This window comes from Phaeobacter cretensis (genome assembly GCF_047372505.1).
Lineage (GTDB): Bacteria > Pseudomonadota > Alphaproteobacteria > Rhodobacterales > Rhodobacteraceae > Phaeobacter > Phaeobacter cretensis.
Window position 1 is genome coordinate 2359687 of the sequence record NZ_JBKBEU010000001.1, and the last position, 17814, is coordinate 2377500.

A 17814-nucleotide genomic window follows, 5' to 3' on the forward strand; every position below is an offset into this window, starting at 1 on the left:
CGCGCGTATATCATCCGGTGCGGCGCGCAAGGGCCGCATCTACAGACAGACCCGGCACAGGGTAAACCGAGTCGGGACCGCGTGAGGACAACAACAGATGCTGGATACAGCCAAAACCACCGATGTTCAGGCAGAGACTCTGCTTGAGGTCAACAACATCGAAGTGATCTATAATCACGTGATCCTCGTCTTGAAGGGCGTGAGCCTGAAGGTGCCCAAAGGTGGTATTACTGCACTCTTGGGTGGCAACGGCGCGGGCAAGACGACAACACTTAAGGCGGTGTCAAATCTACTGCATTCTGAAAGGGGCGAAGTCACCAAAGGGACGATCAGTTACCGTGGTGAGCGGATCCAGGATCGCGACCCTGCCGAATTGGTGAAAAAGGGCGTGATCCAAGTCATGGAAGGCCGTCACTGTTTTGAGCACCTAACTGTTGAAGAAAACCTGCTGACCGGCGCTTATACTCGCAGCGACAGCAATGCGAATATTCAGCGCGATCTTGAGATGGTCTACAGTTATTTCCCCCGTCTGAAAGAACGTCGCCGCAGTCAGGCTGGCTATACCTCAGGTGGTGAGCAGCAGATGGTTGCGATGGGTCGCGCCTTGATGAGCCGGCCAGAGACCATCCTGTTGGATGAGCCATCGATGGGATTAGCGCCGCAGTTGGTCGAACAGATTTTTGAGATCGTAAAGTCGATCAACGAAAAAGAAGGGGTCACCTTTCTGTTGGCGGAGCAGAACACCAACGTGGCGCTGCGCTATTCCCACTACGGATACATTCTTGAATCGGGGCGCGTGGTTATGGACGGCCCGGCGGCTGATCTGCGCGAGAACCCGGATGTGAAGGAATTCTATCTCGGGATGTCTGATGAAGGACGTAAGAGCTTTCGGGATGTGCGATCTTATCGCCGCCGGAAGCGGTGGTTGAGCTGAGGCGGGGTGACTGACATGACCAATTTTGACACGTTAGAGACCCGCAGCGCTGACGCTCGTGCCGCCGATCTCGCGCAGCAATTGCCGCAACAGATTGCGCGTGCCCAGACCGCACCCGGATACGGTGAAAGCCTGCGCCACGTGGATGCGGCGGCTATCACCACTGTGGCAGATCTGGCCTCCCTGCCGGTCCTGCGCAAATCGGATCTCAGCACGGCACAGGCAGCGCATCCCCCCTATGGTGGATTTACTGTGAAACCGGCTAGTGGCTTCGCTCATGTCTTTCAATCTCCCGGTCCAATTTATGAGCCAGGTGGAGTGGATCACGACTGGTGGCGGATGGGCCGATTTCTGCATGCCGTGGGCATCGGGCCTGGTGACGTGGTGCAGAACTGTTTCGGGTACCATCTGACCCCTGCGGGCATGATCTTTGAAAATGGTGCGCGCGCAGTCGGAGCGGCGGTATTGCCTGCGGGCACTGGCCAGACCGAGTTGCAGGTGACCGCGGCACGTGATGTCAGGGCGACGGCATATGCTGGCACGCCGGACTATCTGAAGGTCATTCTGGATAAAGCCGATGCAATGGGCGTGAAGCTCGGTTTCACCAAGGCAGCCGTTGGAGGCGGGGCATTGTTCCCCTCCTTGCGTCAGGAATATGCTGATCGCGGTATAACTTGCCTCCAGTCTTATGCGACTGCGGATCTGGGCAATATCGCCTACGAAAGTTCTGCGATGGAGGGGATGATCGTCGATGAGAGAGTTGTCGTTGAGATCGTCACACCCGGTACCGGAACACCGGTAACCTCAGGTGAGGTAGGTGAAGTTGTGGTGACCACATTGAACCCTGACTATCCACTAATCCGTTTCGCCACTGGGGATCTGAGTGCCGTTCTGCCAGGAGAATCTCCCTGTGGACGAACCAATATGCGGATTAAAGGTTGGATGGGGCGTGCTGATCAAACGACCAAGATCAAAGGTATGTTTGTCCGCCCCGAACAGGTTGCATCACTGGTCAATAAGCACGAGGAGATCGTCAAGGCGCGTGTCATCGCTAGCCGCGACGGCGAAATGGATGCGATGACGGTTCAGATAGAAGCACAGTCCGGTGACGAGATCGCTTTTTCCAGATCGGTTGTCGAAGTCCTGAAGCTGAAAGGGCGCGTTGAAGTTGTTGCACCTGGGGCTTTGCCCAAAGATGGTTTGGTTATCGAAGATCAACGTAACTACGATTGATCTCTCACCCGCCGGGTAGATTGCTCGGCGGGCAATGGATTGTGACGTAACCGGTGTGCTTACACGGGTTGCGCCATTTCTTTGATCACTACTGGAGACCGCACTGGGGCGCGACGAATGGCTGCGTCTTGGCATTGCCGCTGGCAATTCCGACGAAAATAATCGAAATAGAGGGCTGCAGTTAGGTAGTCCGGCAGTCATGGCAAAGAATACATCCATACGTTCAACCGCAGCAGGCGCCGCGCGCAGCGTTGGGACAGCGGTTGCTGGCGGTGCGCCATCTTCTGGCAAAGCCGGTCTCATCAGACGGAGGAAGAAGCCGAGTGGTGCATTGTTTGCAACCGTAGGCTGGACGGTGGCGCTGTCGTGCCTTTTGCCGATGCTTGCAGTCGCGCTTGCGGCAGTGACCGGTGGAACCGAGACAATTCGGCATTTGGGTGAAACCGTGCTTCCAGGCTATGTCGGTACCACATTTGTTTTGGTTCTTCTGGTGGCGCTTGGCACTGGGTTAGTGGGCGTCGGAGCCGCTTGGTTGGTTACTATGACCCGGTTTCCGGGCGTGCGCTTGATGGAGATAGTGCTGATCCTGCCGCTGGCCTTTCCGGCCTATGTGCTTGCCTATGCTTATACCTTTGTGTTGGACCATCCCGGAGTGGTTCAATCCACGTTGCGGCAAGTGACCGGGTGGGGGCCGCGTGAGTATTGGTTTCCTGAGATCCGCTCGGTTGGCGGGGCAGCTGTGATGTTGGTGCTGGTGCTGTACCCTTATGTCTATTTGCTGGCGCGTGCGGCGTTTTTACAGCAAAGCGCAGGGGCGTTTCTTGCAGCGCGTGCTCTTGGCAATACCTCTCTGCAAGCGTTTTGGCGGGTTAGCCTGCCAATGGCGCGGCCGGCGATTGCTTCGGGCATTCTGTTGGCGGTGATGGAGACCATAGCAGATTTCGGCACGGTAAGTTATTTTGGCGTGCAGACATTTGCGACTGGCATTTACACCAGCTGGTTCTCACTGGCTGATCGAGCTGGCGCCGCGCAGCTCGCGCTTTGTTTGTTGGGGTTTGCTTTGACGTTGGCGTTGGTCGAACGCTCGACGCGAGGCCGGGCGCGGTACCACCATGCAGGTAAACATCAGGCAACGATGCCGCCAGTGGAACTGCGCGGTTTCAAAGCCGCACTCGCTTTTGGTCTATGTGTGCTGCCAGTCCTTTTGGGGTTCTTACTGCCTGTTGTGATACTGGCTCAGATGGGGCTGCAGTCTGAGCAAAACCTACTCAGCAGGCGCTACTTGGGTTTTCTGCAAAACTCTCTGGTGTTGGCGATGACGGCAGCGATGCTGACAGTGGTTGTCGCTGTATGTTTGGGATTTTATCAGCGGCTGCGTCCGGGGCGGAGCTCTACGTTGGCAGGACATATCTCGCGACTTGGCTACGCGGTGCCGGGGGGCGTTATTGCTGTCGGGCTGATGGTTCCGTTCGCGGCGTTTGACAATGCTCTCGACGCCTGGATGCGGGCGAATTTTGAAATACGGACGGGGCTGCTGATAACCGGATCAATCTGGTTGTTGGTGGCGGCATATATGGTGCGGTTTTTGGCTGCCGCATTAGGCGCATATGAGGGCGGGCAGGCGACGGTGCATGCCAATATGGATGCCGCTGCCCGTTCATTGGGGCAAAGCCCGCTGGGTATGCTGCGCCGGGTGCATCTGCCCATTCTCACACCCAGCCTGATGACCGCTTTGTTGATCGTATTTGTCGATGTGATGAAAGAGTTGCCGGCGACACTGATCATGCGACCCTTCAACTATGACACATTGGCGGTGCAGGCCTATCGGCTGGCCTCAGATGAAAGGTTGGAGGGCGCGGCGGTCCCCTCTTTGGTCATTATGTTGGTTGGATTATTGCCCGTTATCCTGATTTGCAGACAGGTCGGGCGACGCAATTAGCCATGGCCAATGGGGCAGCCTAGCGGTGCCACCAGTCATCGATCTCTTCACAAGAAATCCGGGCTGCAGGACCTAGGGCGACCAATACGGTCTCCTCGGCCTCACAGCGTTTTGCCGAAACCTGCCGCCCGACCACATGCAACTCATACCCGCCGCCATTGGTCAAAACGTAACCCTTCATGCGGTAAAGGCCTTCAGGGCGGTTCGCCAGTTTATCGCCCAGTTTGCAACGATCCATCGGCTCCTTACTGCGGTGATGCCAGGTGGAGTAAGCGTGATGGGCAGATATATTGGCTGAGCGGCGCGCTGGTAGCGGCAGCACATCGAACAGCAAATCCGCGATCGGAGCGCTGCCGAGAACTGTTGGCGTACGTGCTCCAAGCTCCTTCAAATGTGCCATTGCAGAAGCGGAAGGAGTGTCGCATTTGCTGATCAGTACCAGATCAGCAGCTCGGATTTGCTGACTGGCCTGTTTGCAAAGCAAATCATCGGCCAGCAAATCGGAGAGATTTCCACCGTCAGCAACCGTTATAATGCCGCCGTGGGAGAGCTGGTTTTCGTTGACCACAGTATTGGCAATGGCAAGTGGATCGGAAAGGCCGCTTGCCTCGACCACGATGTGGTCTGGGTGAACGTCGGACATCAGAATACGATGCAATGCGTGGGTCAGATCATCCCCTAAGCTACAGCAGATACAGCCATTGCTTAGAGCGATAGTCTCCGAACTACTGTCCTGCAAAAGGCTTTCATCGATATTGATGCGCCCGAAGTCATTGACCAACACGGTCAGACGTAGCCCGTGATCCTCGCTTAAGAGACGATTGATCAGGGTGGTTTTGCCAGCACCGAGATAGCCGCTGATGATAGTGACCGGGATACGGTTCATCGGTACTTCTCAGGTATCATGGTTTGGTCACGCATGGCTCGCCCCCCCTCGCTGTGCATCTCAGAACTCGGGCTGCAGCTATAGGGTGTCTTGTGCGAATCGTCTACCCTGTGGAAACGGTTCGTGAAGTCGCAGTAACCGGTGCTCTCCCCCCTTTAATTTATGGCTGATCAGCTTTGCTGGGGGGCTACCTCAAACAATGCAATTGGCGGCGAACCCTGATGAGGTCCTAAAATCACTGCGACCCGAGGAATCGTTCACCCTACGGGAAGAGGGACCACAAAGAGGGATGGAAGCCGTGTTGAACCGCAGTGAATTGATTATTCGTATTGTTATCTTGGGATTGGGGGCTACGGCCTTCATGGATATCTGGGCGATCGCTGCCGATGCCTTGTTTGGCGTTCCGCAAAGCAATTTTGCAGTTGTCGGGCGTTGGTTGGGCCATATGGCGGATGGTGTGTTTACCCATGAGAGTATCCGAAAGGCTGCGCCGGTGGCTCAAGAGGCAGCCCTTGGCTGGTCGGCACACTACGTCGTGGGTGTCCTTTTTGCAGCACTATTCGTGGCGATTGGCGGAGAGCGTCAGTTGCTGCGGCCGGGACCGGTTGCTCCGGTGCTCTTTGGGTTGATCACCGTGGTTGCACCGTTCTTTATCTTGCAGCCTGCGCTGGGTGCCGGGATCATGGCTGCTAACAAACCTAATCCGGATGCAGCGCGGCTCAAGAGTCTGATGTCGCATTTCTCCTTTGGGTTGGGTCTCTATATCGTCGCCTTCGCCCTGTCGCGATTTGTACCGAAAGTTGACGGCGGATCGGGTGATCAGGTCTCGCCTGCTGAGTAAGGATGGATATTCACTGTCCCAAATAAAACAAAGGCGCAGGGAAAATCCTGCGCCTTCATCTATTGATCAACGGTTACCGCCATAAAAGGCAGCATTCGTGGAAGACTTACTCCCAACCGACCTGATTGAAGATTTTCTGAGCTGCAGGGATGTTTTTCGCGACATCTGACAGCTGAACATCATCGGGTTTGAAGTGGCCCAGTGCGGCGATGCTGGGTGCCAGAGCCACGCCCGGAACGGTCGGGTATTCATCATTGCCAGCCGAGAAATACTGCTGCGCCTGATCGGAGGCGAGGTATTCTAGGAACTTCACGGCGTTGTCCTTGTTGGGGGCATTCACCGCTACACCTGCGCCAGACAGGTTCATATGTGCGCCTTCGGCATCCTGTGAGGGGAAGACCCAACCGATCATCTCACGCTGGTCAGACAGGCCTTTTACATTCTTGCGGATGGAACGCGCGAAGTAGTAGCTATTGCCGACTGCAATTTCACACTCGCCAGAGACAATACCGCGCAGCTGGTCGGTGTCGCCGCCCTGCGGTGCGCGGGCCATGTTCGCGACAACGCCTTTTGCCCAATCGGTCGCTACGTCTTCACCATGGTGGGTGATGATGGAGGCCAGAAGAGTCTGGTTATAGGTGTTGGTTGAGGAACGGATGCAGACCTGACCTTTGTAGGCCGGATCCGCAAGATCCAGATAGGTTTTGGGTGGGTTGGTCACATCGGCCTTGTCAAAGAAAATGATGCGGGCACGCTGCGAGAAACCGAACCACTGGTTGTCTGCGTCCTGCAGATAACCGGGCACGCGGGCTTCCAGAGTGTCGCTGTCAATTGCTTGCAGCAGGCCATCGTTCTTAGCGCGGGCCAGACGCGATGTGTCGACGGTCAGCAAGATGTCTGCAGGAGAATTCGCACCCTCTGCAGCCATCCGGGCAGTCAGTTCGTCGGCTTTGCCTTCGATACGGTTGATGGTGATGCCGGTGGCCTCTTCGAAATCGGAATAGAGACGCTCGTCTGTATCGTAGTGGCGTGACGAGTAGAGGTTCAATTCGCCTTCGGCAGCGGCAGTTGTGGCAACGGCTGCGGTCAGCGCGCCAGCAAGTATGGTGGATGATTTCAACATAATATGTCCCATCTATTCAGAATTCCCCGTGGGCTCTGCCGTACAGCCTCGAACCCGACTGATTTTCTCAGATAAAGAATTTCACCAAAGATGCAAACCAAAACTGACAAAAACCATCGGAAAAAGAATCCCAAGCCCATTGGCTGAGTTGAGGTCTCAATAGAATTTCAGAGTATGAAAACGAAGAAAGCCGCGTCACAGGACGCGGCTTTCAAAAATCTGCTGAGCAGTGTCATATCATTAACCTTGGCGCGCTTTGAAACGCGGCTGGGTTTTATTGATCACATATACACGGCCCTTGCGACGCACAATGCGGCAATCCCGATGCCGGTTCTTGAGCGAGCGGAGCGAGTTCTTGACCTTCATGGCCATCTCCTGTTCTGCGGCGCGAACCAGCGCCTGGGTTGCGGGGCTTTGATCAATAAATCAAAGCAGTGAATTCATGGTGGGCGATACAAGGTTCGAACTTGTGACCCCTTCGATGTCAACGAAGTGCTCTACCGCTGAGCTAATCGCCCATGAACACCTACGCTTTCAGTCGGCCCCAAAACTAAATGGGGCGCGGATGACCGCGCCGGTGAAGGGGTCTATAAAATGAGTCGGAGAGGGGTGCAAGAGCTTTTGACCGCAGAAATTTCCGGTCTATGCTGTTTCTTGTATTTGAGTGGCCGGAGCCTTCATGTCTAAGACAGTATATTTGGTGGAAATGCCACAGGAATTGCAGTCGGGGGTGGTTTTCGCCTCTCCGCACAGTGGATCGAACTACAGCCCGGCCTTCTTGGCGGAGACGGTCCTTGATCCATTGCAGCTGCGTAGTTCTGAAGATGCCTTTGTGGATGAGTTATTCGCGTCGGCGCCAAGATTCGGAATGCCTTTGCTGACTGCCCAAGTGCCGCGAGCCTATGTGGATCTCAACAGATCAACCGAAGAACTGGATCCGGCCCTGATTGATGGGGTGATCAAACGTGGCCAGAACCCGCGCGTCGCGTCGGGGCTGGGGGTGATACCGCGGGTGGTGGCCCACGGGCGGTCGATTTATAGCGGCAAGCTTACTCGCACAGAGGCGAGCGATCGGATTGCCTCCTATTGGCGGCCTTATCACGCCGCTTTGCAACAACTTCTGGATCAAGCTCGGACCGGGTTCGGGCGAGCCGTACTGATTGACTGTCATTCGATGCCACATGAGGCGATATCAGCGGCTGGTCGCAGTTGTGGTGCGCTGCCGGATGTGGTGCTTGGAGATCGGTTTGGTGCTGCAGCCTCTTCCGAGGTGATGGACCGGATTGAGGCGGCTTTTGTCGGAGCTGGTCTGCGGGTTGCGCGAAACACACCCTTTGCGGGGGCCTACATTACACAATCCTATGGTCGTCCCTCGCGTGAGCAGCATGCAGTGCAGGTCGAAATCGACCGCAGTCTCTATATGAATGAGACGCGGATTCAGAAGACGGCTGATTTTACAGCGCTGCAGATGGTTCTGACCGATGTGGTCGCAGAGTTATCGCGGCTGACTTGTGATCCGGTGTCACTCGCAGCTGAGTAGTCGCGTTTGTAGCTCTCACCGAAGGGCTCGGCCCTTCTGGATGGCGGATTTTCCAAAGCGTTCCCGAATTGCGTCTGTTGCGCGCTCTGCTTTTGCACGTTGGCCAGCCTGGGGATCCAGAAGATCGCCAGTAACATCGGCTTTGGTTTCGCTGATCAGATCGGAGATACCACAGCCCAGCAACCGGTAGGGGCCTTCGTCGCCAACCTGATCCAAAAGCGCTCTCGCCGTGCGGTAGATCATATCGGCAATCTGGGTCGCGTCGCGCAAGGACTGGCGCCGGGTGAGGCTGCTGTGATTGGCGCGCTTCAATTTGAGCGTCACCACTCGCCCTGCCAGCTGTCGGGCCTTGGCGCGATCTGAAACCTTTTCAGCCAAACGCCACAGGTGACCATCGAGCACCTCCAGGCTGGCCGTGTCTTCAAAGAATGTGGTTTCGTTTGAGATCGATTTGATCGGGGCATTGGAAGACACCCGGCGCCGATCTTGCCCACGTGCGAGGTGCCACAGTCGCTCACCCGTTGAGCCAAACCGGGCATTCAGGTCATTTCGCTCCCATCGGAGCAGATCGGAAAAACTGCGTATCCCGGCTTTGTCCAGCGATGCCTGTGCTGCCGGGCCTATGCCCCAAATCAGCCGTACCGGTTTGTCCCTGAGGAAATCAGAGGTTTCAGCAGCGCCTATTACGGAAAACCCACGTGGTTTATCCAGATCAGAGGCCACTTTTGCGAGAAACTTATTGTGGGACAAGCCGATTGATCCAGTGACGCCCAATTCGTCTTTCATTCGTTTGACCAGCCGCGCCAACATCACTGCTGGCGGTGCACCATGTAGACGCTGAGTGCCGGATAAATCCATAAAGGCTTCGTCCAGCGACAGAGGTTCAACATCTGGCGTCAGCTCGTCCATCATTGCACGGATCTTGCGGCTGACATCGACGTAGACATCCATCCGCGGTTTGATAACCACTGCGTCAGGGCAGAGCTTGAGCGCTTGGAACATGGGCATTGCTGAACGCACGCCGCGAATGCGCGCGACATAGCAGGCGGTGGACACCACTCCACGCCGCCCACCGCCGATAACCACAGGTTTGTCTGCGAGGTCGGGATTGTCTCGCTTTTCAACGCTGGCATAAAAGGCGTCACAATCCATGTGAGCGATGGAGAGTGAAAATAGCTCGGGATGGGCTTTTATCCTGGGGCTTTGGCAGCTTGGGCACCGCTTTGCTGTTGGTGGCTTGTCGTCTTTTGGCTTCAACACACCATAGGATAAACATTCCCGGCAGAGAACTTGCAGACGCTGAGCTGCCTCCGTGTGACCCGTTTGATCGATGGGAACGGCCGTTTCAGGCGGTATTGGATTGTTGTCGGACATGAAGATGAAAACCGAGGTGGACTGGCAGGGAATCTCATGGTGCAGCAGGGGATCAAAGAGTAGCCTTTGAATAACGGATTGTCTGTAGGCGATGTGACATGGCGGGAGTAGCAATGACATTCAATGGCGCAAAGCTGGCGCTTTTCATTGGCGACAGGCTATTGGTAATTGAGCGCGACGCGTATCCGCATATTCCTTATCCTGGCCATTGGGATTTCCCGGGTGGAGGGCGTGAAGGTGACGAAACACCGGAGTGTTGCGCCCTGCGTGAAACCGAGGAAGAGGTCGGAATAGTTGTTCAGGAGGCGGACCTTGTTTGGCGGCGAAGCTATGAACGGCGCGATGGATTGGTTTGGTTTTTTGTTGCGCATCTGCCCGCCATACGCGCGCAGGACATACGGCTGGGGGATGAAGGACAAAGCTGGGCACTTGTTCGGCCGAGCTGGTACATTGGGCACAAACTGGCTGTCCCGCATTTTGTCGAATACCTGCAAACCTATCTGATGCAGAAACCAGAGGCTGGGGCAGTAGAATAAGCAGTTTTTTAGCCGCCTAGTGGGTGGGCATTTCTGGGTATTCTTAGGCTACAAAAGAAAGAACCCCCGCTGCTGTAGCGGGGGAGGTGACGAACCTCAGGAAGAGCAAGGCCGTCAGGGGAGTGTCTCTTTCACAGGGTCGGTCATTTTTTCCGCTGGGCAAAGCGTGTTGAGCAGGATTATGTAATTCCACCACTGCTTGTGTGCTTTTGTGGGCACAGGACGAAATGGCGCAATATGAGGCAGGGGAATGCAAAAATACCTTGTAAAACCAACGGTTGACCCCGCGTCAGATTTTCGATCTGCCTAAGATATCCCATCCTGGGCTGGCCATGATGGAAAGTTTATTTTTTGCCTAATGTTTGTGCATATCGAAATATGACGACACAGGGTGTGGTCAATTCGGCCGGTGGGACAAAGCGACCCACCAATGCGACATGCACTGGCAGGTAGGCGGTGTTGAGGAAGTGAAACTCGTGTAGGCGGCGTTTCGTTTGAAACCTTGCGGGTTCAATGTGGCAGCGTGGCCAGAATATCCCCTGCTGCGTCGCGCGGAGCGTCGGCTGCCCAGATCGGGCGGCCAACGACGATATGATCTGCGCCTGCTTCCAATGCGCTTGCCGGGGTCGCCACGCGTTTCTGATCTCCGAGAGCTGCACCGGTAGGGCGTACGCCCGGCGTTACAATCAACTTTCCGGATGCTTCGGGCAGGGCGCGGATCAGCGCCGCTTCTTGCGGGCTTGCGATGACGCCATCCGCCCCGGCAGACAGTGCAAGGCCGGCGCGTTCCTGAACCAGATCGGAGATATCGCCGGCTTTGATAAGCGACTCATCCAAATCTGTTCGATCCAGCGATGTGAGGATGGTCACGCCAAGGATTTTGAGATTGGTGCCTGCGGCTCCTTCCTTTGCGGCGCGTACGACATGCGGGTCACCGTGAACGGTTAGGAAGTCCAGATCGAACTGCGCTAAGCCGCGCACTGCGGCCTCGATCGTTGCACTGATGTCAAACAGCTTCATATCCAGGAAAATGCGCTTGCCGCGCTCCTGTTTTAGCTCGTTTGCGAGGGCAAGACCGCCACCGGTCAGCATGCCAAGACCAATTTTATAGAAGGAGACCGCATCACCTAGAGTATCGGCCAATTTCAAGCCAGCAAGGGCGTTGGGCACGTCCATCGCAACAATCAGACGGTCGTCGGCGTTGGTATCACTTGAGGGGGTGCCAGTGAGAGATGCGGACATGGTGGTTCCTCGTCTTTGGTGGCGCCATATAAGGCGCGGTGTGCATGCGAGCGGTCTTGGGGTCGCGCTGCTTTTAGTACCGGAGACAGCTTTGGGAAAGGGTAAAACGGGCGCAGCAGGATTGGGGTAGACTGCAAGACGTGAACTGGTTTGCCGCTATGACAGAAGAGTCTTGATCTGGATCAGGGATTTGGTGACATTTTTGTCGCAAAGTGACCTTGAAGAGGCGGCAAGATCTCCCACATTTAACGAGAGGCCCTGACAAGGACGTGCCGCAGAGCGGGCGTCGACACAAAAAGGGCGCTTATATAAGGAGAGTAAGATGGACTTGAATAAGTTCACCGAACGGGCGCGCGGTTTTGTCCAAGCGGCCCAGACGATTGCGCGGCGCGAAGATCACCAGAGGCTGATGCCGGAGCATTTGCTGAAGTCGCTGATGGACGATGATCAGGGGCTAGCAAGTAATTTGATCACACGCTCTGGGGGAAGCCCGGACCAGGTTGTACAGGCGCTGGAATTGACCGTCGCTAAGCTGCCTAAAGTTCAGGGTAATTCCGCAGATATCTATCTAGATGGTCAGACCGCCAAAGTGCTGGATGAGGCCGGTAAGATCGCCGAAAAAGCCGGTGACAGCTTTGTGCCTGTTGAGCGGGTGTTGATGGCTTTGTGCATGGTCAAATCCAAGGCCAAAGACGCGCTGGCTGCAGGTCGTGTTACTGCGCAGGCACTGAATGAGGCGGTGAATGATATTCGCAAAGGGCGCAAGGCCGACAGCGCCAGTGCTGAAGACGGGTATGAAGCGCTTAAGAAATATGCGCGCGACCTGACGGAGGCCGTGCGAGAGGGCAAGATCGACCCGATCATCGGTCGGGATGAGGAAATTCGCCGTGCCATGCAGGTTTTGAGCCGCCGCACCAAGAACAACCCCGTGCTGATCGGAGAGCCTGGCGTGGGTAAAACCGCGATTGCTGAAGGTATGGCGCTGCGCATCGTCAATGGTGATGTGCCAGAGTCTTTGCGCGACAAGCAGCTGCTTTCACTTGATATGGGCGCGCTCATCGCGGGTGCGAAATATCGTGGCGAGTTTGAGGAGCGACTGAAGTCTGTTCTGACTGAGGTGACTGAGGCCGCAGGCGAAATTATCCTGTTCATTGATGAAATGCATACGCTGGTAGGGGCCGGTAAATCTGATGGCGCGATGGACGCTGCCAATCTGATCAAACCTGCGCTGGCCCGTGGCGAGTTGCACTGCATCGGTGCCACAACGCTGGATGAATATCGCAAATACGTCGAGAAGGACGCAGCCCTTGCCCGCCGTTTTCAACCAGTAACAGTGCAGGAACCAACGGTAGAAGACACCATCTCAATTCTGCGCGGGATCAAGGAAAAATATGAGCTGCACCACGGCGTTCGTATTGCTGATGCGGCGTTGGTGTCGGCGGCAACGCTGTCACACCGGTATATCACTGATCGCTTCCTGCCGGACAAGGCTATCGACCTTGTCGATGAAGCCGCTGCTCGCCTTCGCATGCAGGTCGACAGCAAGCCAGAAGAGCTGGATGCACTTGATCGTCAGATCCTGCAGATGCAGATCGAGGAAGAGGCGCTGAAGCTTGAGGATGACACAGCATCCAAGGACCGGCTGGAAACCTTGCAGAAGGAACTGGCGGATCTACAAGAACAATCTGCTGAAATGACCGCACAGTGGCAGTCTGAACGGGACAAATTGGCGTCGGGTCGCGAGCTGAAGGAGCAGTTGGATCGTGCCCGTGCCGATCTGGATGCAGCCAAACGCGAAGGTAATCTCGCCCGGGCCGGGGAGCTGTCTTATGGGGTCATTCCGGGATTGGAAAAACAACTGAGCGAAGCCGAGGCCTCTGAGCGAGATGGTCTGATGGTCGAAGAGGCTGTGCGCCCGGAACAGATCGCAGGCGTGGTCGAGCGTTGGACAGGTATTCCGACCTCCAAGATGTTGGAAGGTGAGCGTGAAAAGCTGTTGCGGATGGAAGCCGATTTGCATGGCCGTGTGATCGGTCAGGATACGGCGGTAACCGCGGTGGCCAATGCTGTGCGGCGCGCTCGGGCTGGTCTGAATGATGAAAACCGGCCTTTGGGCTCCTTCCTCTTCCTTGGCCCGACGGGCGTGGGGAAAACCGAGCTGACCAAAGCTGTGGCCGATTTCCTGTTTGACGATGACAGTGCGATGGTGCGTGTTGATATGTCGGAATTCATGGAAAAACACGCGGTCTCACGTCTGATCGGGGCCCCACCGGGTTATGTCGGCTATGATGAAGGGGGCGTGCTGACTGAAGCGGTGCGGCGCAAACCCTATCAGGTTGTGCTCTTTGATGAGGTCGAGAAGGCGCATCCGGATGTCTTCAATGTGCTGCTGCAAGTGCTGGACGATGGAATGTTGACCGACGGCCAAGGACGGACGGTGGATTTTAAGCAAACACTTATTATCCTGACCTCTAACCTCGGAGCGCAGGCCTTGAGCCAGCTTCCGGATGGGGCTGATGCCGCAGACGCCAAGCGTGATGTGATGGACGCCGTGCGTGCCCATTTCCGGCCGGAGTTTCTGAACCGCCTGGATGAAACGATCATATTTGATCGACTGGGGCGTCAGGATATGGATGGGATTGTCACGCTGCAGCTTGCTCGGCTTGAAAAACGTCTGATCGGCCGCAAAATCGTTCTGGAATTGGATGATGGTGCCAAAACTTGGCTTGCGGACGAAGGCTATGATCCGGTGTTTGGTGCACGACCGTTAAAGCGGGTGATCCAGCGTGCCTTGCAGAACCCGCTGGCGGAAATGCTACTGGCGGGTGATATCCGCGATGGTGATAGGGTGCCTGTCAGCGCCGGTGCCGAAGGGTTGATCATCGGCGACCGGATCGGCACCACCGATCGGCCTATCCCTGATGATGTCGTTGTGCACTAAGAGGATCTAAGCGAGAGAGATAGCGAAAGGCCTGCCAGAAATGGTGGGCCTTTTTGCCCGTCGTAGGCCTATAAACTCAATTGGGTGCTTCGATGCGCCGTGTGTTCTTGCGGCGCAGCACTGTCATGCGGGGTTCCCAATCATAGCGAGGGTCTTTGGATGTGGCGGACCAAAACAGATTACCGCCATGGCGCCAAGGATCCAGCACAATTCCACTATAGATATCGGCCCCTTTTGGTACGATCACGGCGCTGCTGTGTTCGATACGAAAGTTGTTTCGGGGTTCTGCAATGGCCCGCAAAATTCCGAGACTTTGGAAATTTTCCTGTCGCAGGCGCGCCTGCATATCCTCGGCATAATGGTAGCAAAGCCCCCGCTGCCTTACACCGCTGTTTACAAGAGTGTTGTGCAGGATCGGTGAGGTTGAGACCTGATACTGTTCTGCCAACGCGGTAGCATGGTGATAGGCCAGCCTCGCGGCGCGCTCTGCTTCGAACGGGTCGACATCCGGGCCGAGTGCCTGAATGGCCTGTTGAAGCCGATTGACTTCATTTTGCCCGTTGGTTGTGCCGGGCGAGCAGGCTGCAATCAGCGTGATGGCAAGCAGCATCACCGAAACAACAATCGATTTCATAGAGGATCTGCCCGCTACCAATTACATCGCTCCCCAAGGTATCAAAATCAGAACTGGGTGGCAGCGGGGAATTTCAGTCTGTGGGGTGCTACTCCTCAATTGCCTCCAGAACGATGTCATTCAGCAACGTCTGGATTATCTGCATTTCACCCTCAGGAAAGGCGCGAAAGCCAATAGTGGTCGTGTCGCTACCAGGTTGTTGAGCAACAAAAATATCATAGGGGCAAAAGGTAATGTTCATGGGGTTAGCCTCCATCACCTTGCGGGATAAGCTGGCGGAGCAGAAGGAATAGACTTCGGCTTGCTCAAACAAAACGACATCAGAGCCGACATCTACACGGGTGCGTTCCAGCATTTCGCCGACATGACTAACGTGATCGACCAGAAGCCCACGATCGGTGATGGCGTTTTCCAAGCCAAAGGTGACATCCTCAAAGCTGAGCGTGGTTTGGTAGCTGACCTCAGGTGCGATCCCGCTTTGCTCCGCTGTTGCAGGCAGACCAATTGCCAAAACGACGGCTGATGCCAAAGGCAGAGCAGTGGCGAGCCGGCCGACAGTCTGGATTGCGGTGGATTTTGTCATGGTCCTCTCCCAATGTGATCAAAGGTGACTTGCTCACCCGGCAGAATACGCCAAGTTAGCGCGGAGTGGATAAGCCGACGGGCTGCGCGTTCCACTATCATATAGGAGTTTTTGCATGGGTTTTGCGGCTAACGCCATAGAATTTCTCGCGTATGCTTTTGCCTTTGCGCTGGGCGCGCTGGCATTGGTCGCAGCGGTTCTGTTTGTGATCGACCGGTTGCAGACCGAAGATGCCGTGCGCCGAAACTACCCGGTGATCGGCCGGTTTCGTGGGTTGTTCAGCACGTTGGGGGAGTTTTTCCGCCAATATTTCTTTGCGATGGACCGTGAGGAAATGCCATTCAATCGCGCTCAGCGTGAATGGGTGGCGCGCGCGGCTGAAGGTAAGGGCAATACTGTCGCTTTTGGATCGACCCGCAATCTGACTGTGCCAGGTACACCGATCTTTGTGAATGCAGCCTTCCCGGCGTTGGATGATGACAAAGCCTGCTGCGAGCCGCGCCTGATCGGCCCCACCGCACGCCATCCTTATATGGCGCCGTCCTTCTTCAATATTTCCGGTATGAGCTATGGCGCATTATCCGCGCCAGCGGTGCGCGCCCTGAGCCGTGGTGCCAGTGAGGCCGGTATCTGGATGAACACGGGCGAGGGCGGTCTTAGTTCCTATCATCTTGAAGGGGGTTGCGATGTGGTGTTTCAAATTGGCACAGCAAAATATGGCGTACGGGATGAGACAGGAACATTGAGCGACGAGCAACTGCGTAAGGTCGCGGCGCATCAGGCTGTGCGGATGTTTGAGTTGAAGCTGGCCCAAGGGGCAAAACCAGGCAAAGGTGGCATATTGCCCGCTGCAAAGGTCAACAAGAAGATCGCCGAAATTCGCGGCATCCCGGAAGGTGAAGACAGCATCTCGCCCAACCGCCATCCTGAAATCGCAAACTATGGTCAACTTATGGATATGATTGCTCATATCCGCGAGGTCACAGGCAAACCGGTAGGGATTAAGCTGGTGGTTGGTGCGGAGGCAGCCTTGCGCGAAATGTTTTTGCACATCGCGGCCCGCAAGGACGATAGCATACCTGATTTTATCACGGTCGATGGGGGGGAGGGCGGCACCGGTGCGGCTCCGATGCCGCTGATAGATCTTGTTGGGATGTCGGTACGCGAAGCACTGCCGATGGTGTGCAACCTGCGTGACGAATACGGGTTGAAGGATCGCATCCGTTTGGTCGCTTCCGGCAAGCTGGTGAATCCTGGTGATATTGCATGGGCATTGGCGGCTGGGGCTGATTTTGTCACCTCTGCACGGGGATTCATGTTCTCACTTGGCTGCATTCAGGCGCTAAAGTGCAATCGTAACAGCTGCCCAACCGGCATAACGACCCATGACAAACGCCTTCAAAAAGGGTTGGTGGTCGAAGAAAAGTCCACACGTGTCGCACGCTACGCCAAAGAAATCATACATGAGGTGGAGACTATTGCACATTCGGTCGGTGTGAGTGAGCCACGCCAGTTACGGCGGCACCATGTGCGGATAATGCAGGAAGATGGGCGCAGTCGCCCCATGCATGAGCTAATGCCAGGTTACAGTTCTATCGCGGAGACGTGAGACGATATGTTTTGGATTGGGCCGCGACCTGCCTTAGACCCTTTATATCGGACATAAAGGAGACGTCGCATGGCCCACCGCTGGAAGAACGATTTGAGTGACGCCGATGTCACGCCCTTTTCGGCTTTTCTGAACCGCCGCCAAATCATGGCCGGTCTTGGCGGTGCTGTTGGTATTGGTCTGTCTGGGGTGGGAGGCAGTGCCGCGTACGCCGCCTCCGGTGAGGCGCTGGAATTGAACAGCTGGGATGATGTGACGACCTACTGCAATTTTTATGAGTTCGGCACAGGTAAGGGAGATCCGGCTGCGTATGCAGGCCAGATGACCACCCAGCCGTGGAGCGTTGAAATTGATGGTCTGGTCGAACGCCCCGGCAGCTACTCAATGGGGCAGATCCTT

Annotated in this window: 16 protein-coding genes and 1 tRNA gene (1 of these 17 only partly in view); 9 read left to right on the forward strand and 8 right to left on the reverse strand. The window is 55.8% G+C overall.

Going from position 1 to position 17814, the window contains the following annotated elements; genetic code table 11:
- Positions 1–97: 97 nt before the first annotated feature.
- From ACEWZM_RS11285 to ACEWZM_RS11295, 3 genes are all read left to right on the forward strand, one after another.
- Positions 98–934 (forward strand): ABC transporter ATP-binding protein, encoded by an 837-nt coding sequence (locus tag ACEWZM_RS11285; protein ID WP_414006526.1) that lies wholly within the window; start codon positions 98–100, stop codon positions 932–934.
- Between the two features lie 15 nt (positions 935–949).
- Positions 950–2167 carry a phenylacetate--CoA ligase family protein gene (locus tag ACEWZM_RS11290; protein WP_414006527.1) on the forward strand — a complete coding sequence of 406 codons (1218 nt, stop codon included), beginning with the start codon at positions 950–952 and terminating at the stop codon, positions 2165–2167.
- A gap of 199 nt (positions 2168–2366) precedes the next feature.
- Positions 2367–4106, forward strand: a complete 1740-nt coding sequence (locus ACEWZM_RS11295; RefSeq protein WP_414006528.1) for an ABC transporter permease — start codon at positions 2367–2369, stop codon at positions 4104–4106.
- Positions 4107–4125: 19 nt separating this feature from the next.
- Here the strand turns inward: ACEWZM_RS11295 and ACEWZM_RS11300 are convergent, their stop codons facing one another.
- Positions 4126–4992, reverse strand: a complete 867-nt coding sequence (locus ACEWZM_RS11300; protein WP_414006529.1) for a CobW family GTP-binding protein — start codon at positions 4990–4992, stop codon at positions 4126–4128.
- Positions 4993–5281: 289 nt separating this feature from the next.
- Between ACEWZM_RS11300 and ACEWZM_RS11305 the strand changes: the two genes are divergently transcribed.
- A complete protein-coding gene (locus ACEWZM_RS11305; protein WP_414006530.1) occupies positions 5282–5833 on the forward strand; it encodes a DUF2938 domain-containing protein in 552 nt (183 codons plus the stop codon).
- 106 nt (positions 5834–5939) lie between these two features.
- Here ACEWZM_RS11305 and ACEWZM_RS11310 read toward each other — a convergent pair whose 3' ends face one another.
- The 3 genes from ACEWZM_RS11310 to ACEWZM_RS11320 form a co-directional block, all read right to left on the reverse strand.
- Complete coding sequence (locus tag ACEWZM_RS11310; protein WP_414006531.1) at positions 5940–6956, reverse strand: extracellular solute-binding protein; 1017 nt, start codon at positions 6954–6956, stop codon at positions 5940–5942.
- 240 nt (positions 6957–7196) lie between these two features.
- Entirely contained in the window at positions 7197–7322 is a 126-nt protein-coding gene (ykgO, locus tag ACEWZM_RS11315; protein WP_008205324.1) for a type B 50S ribosomal protein L36, read from the reverse strand.
- A gap of 77 nt (positions 7323–7399) precedes the next feature.
- Positions 7400–7474: transfer RNA gene (locus tag ACEWZM_RS11320), tRNA-Val, on the reverse strand.
- 161 nt (positions 7475–7635) lie between these two features.
- Between ACEWZM_RS11320 and ACEWZM_RS11325 the strand changes: the two genes are divergently transcribed.
- On the forward strand, positions 7636–8496 hold the full coding sequence (locus ACEWZM_RS11325; protein ID WP_414006532.1) for an N-formylglutamate amidohydrolase: 861 nt from the start codon (positions 7636–7638) through the stop codon (positions 8494–8496).
- A 15-nt stretch (positions 8497–8511) separates the two neighbouring features.
- Here ACEWZM_RS11325 and ACEWZM_RS11330 read toward each other — a convergent pair whose 3' ends face one another.
- On the reverse strand, positions 8512–9792 hold the full coding sequence (locus ACEWZM_RS11330; protein WP_414008014.1) for a DNA polymerase IV: 1281 nt from the start codon (positions 9790–9792) through the stop codon (positions 8512–8514).
- 191 nt (positions 9793–9983) lie between these two features.
- Between ACEWZM_RS11330 and ACEWZM_RS11335 the strand changes: the two genes are divergently transcribed.
- Positions 9984–10406 carry an NUDIX hydrolase gene (locus ACEWZM_RS11335; protein ID WP_414008015.1) on the forward strand — a complete coding sequence of 141 codons (423 nt, stop codon included), beginning with the start codon at positions 9984–9986 and terminating at the stop codon, positions 10404–10406.
- 510 nt (positions 10407–10916) lie between these two features.
- Here the strand turns inward: ACEWZM_RS11335 and pyrF are convergent.
- A complete protein-coding gene (gene pyrF, locus ACEWZM_RS11340; protein ID WP_414006533.1) occupies positions 10917–11648 on the reverse strand; it encodes an orotidine-5'-phosphate decarboxylase in 732 nt (243 codons plus the stop codon).
- Between the two features lie 322 nt (positions 11649–11970).
- Between pyrF and clpB the strand changes: the two genes are divergently transcribed.
- Positions 11971–14589, forward strand: a complete 2619-nt coding sequence (clpB, locus tag ACEWZM_RS11345; RefSeq protein WP_414006534.1) for an ATP-dependent chaperone ClpB — start codon at positions 11971–11973, stop codon at positions 14587–14589.
- Positions 14590–14665: 76 nt separating this feature from the next.
- Here clpB and ACEWZM_RS11350 read toward each other — a convergent pair whose 3' ends face one another.
- Both ACEWZM_RS11350 and ACEWZM_RS11355 read right to left on the reverse strand, forming a co-directional pair.
- Positions 14666–15223 (reverse strand): hypothetical protein, encoded by a 558-nt coding sequence (locus ACEWZM_RS11350; RefSeq protein WP_414006535.1) that lies wholly within the window; start codon positions 15221–15223, stop codon positions 14666–14668.
- An 88-nt stretch (positions 15224–15311) separates the two neighbouring features.
- The gene (locus ACEWZM_RS11355; RefSeq protein WP_414006536.1) at positions 15312–15806 is read right to left on the reverse strand and encodes a DUF302 domain-containing protein; all 495 of its coding nucleotides are present in this window, start codon (positions 15804–15806) and stop codon (positions 15312–15314) included.
- 115 nt (positions 15807–15921) lie between these two features.
- On the opposite strand from ACEWZM_RS11355, the gene ACEWZM_RS11360 reads away from it, so the two are divergent.
- Together ACEWZM_RS11360 and msrP are read left to right on the forward strand one after the other, a co-directional pair.
- On the forward strand, positions 15922–17415 hold the full coding sequence (locus ACEWZM_RS11360) for an FMN-binding glutamate synthase family protein (RefSeq protein WP_414006537.1): 1494 nt from the start codon (positions 15922–15924) through the stop codon (positions 17413–17415).
- A 69-nt stretch (positions 17416–17484) separates the two neighbouring features.
- Positions 17485–17814, forward strand: partial view of a protein-methionine-sulfoxide reductase catalytic subunit MsrP gene (gene msrP / locus ACEWZM_RS11365; RefSeq protein ID WP_414006538.1) — the beginning only. 591 nt of this gene lie beyond the right edge of the window; the window shows 330 of its 921 coding nt (coding positions 1–330); it begins with the start codon at positions 17485–17487; its stop codon lies off the right edge, out of view.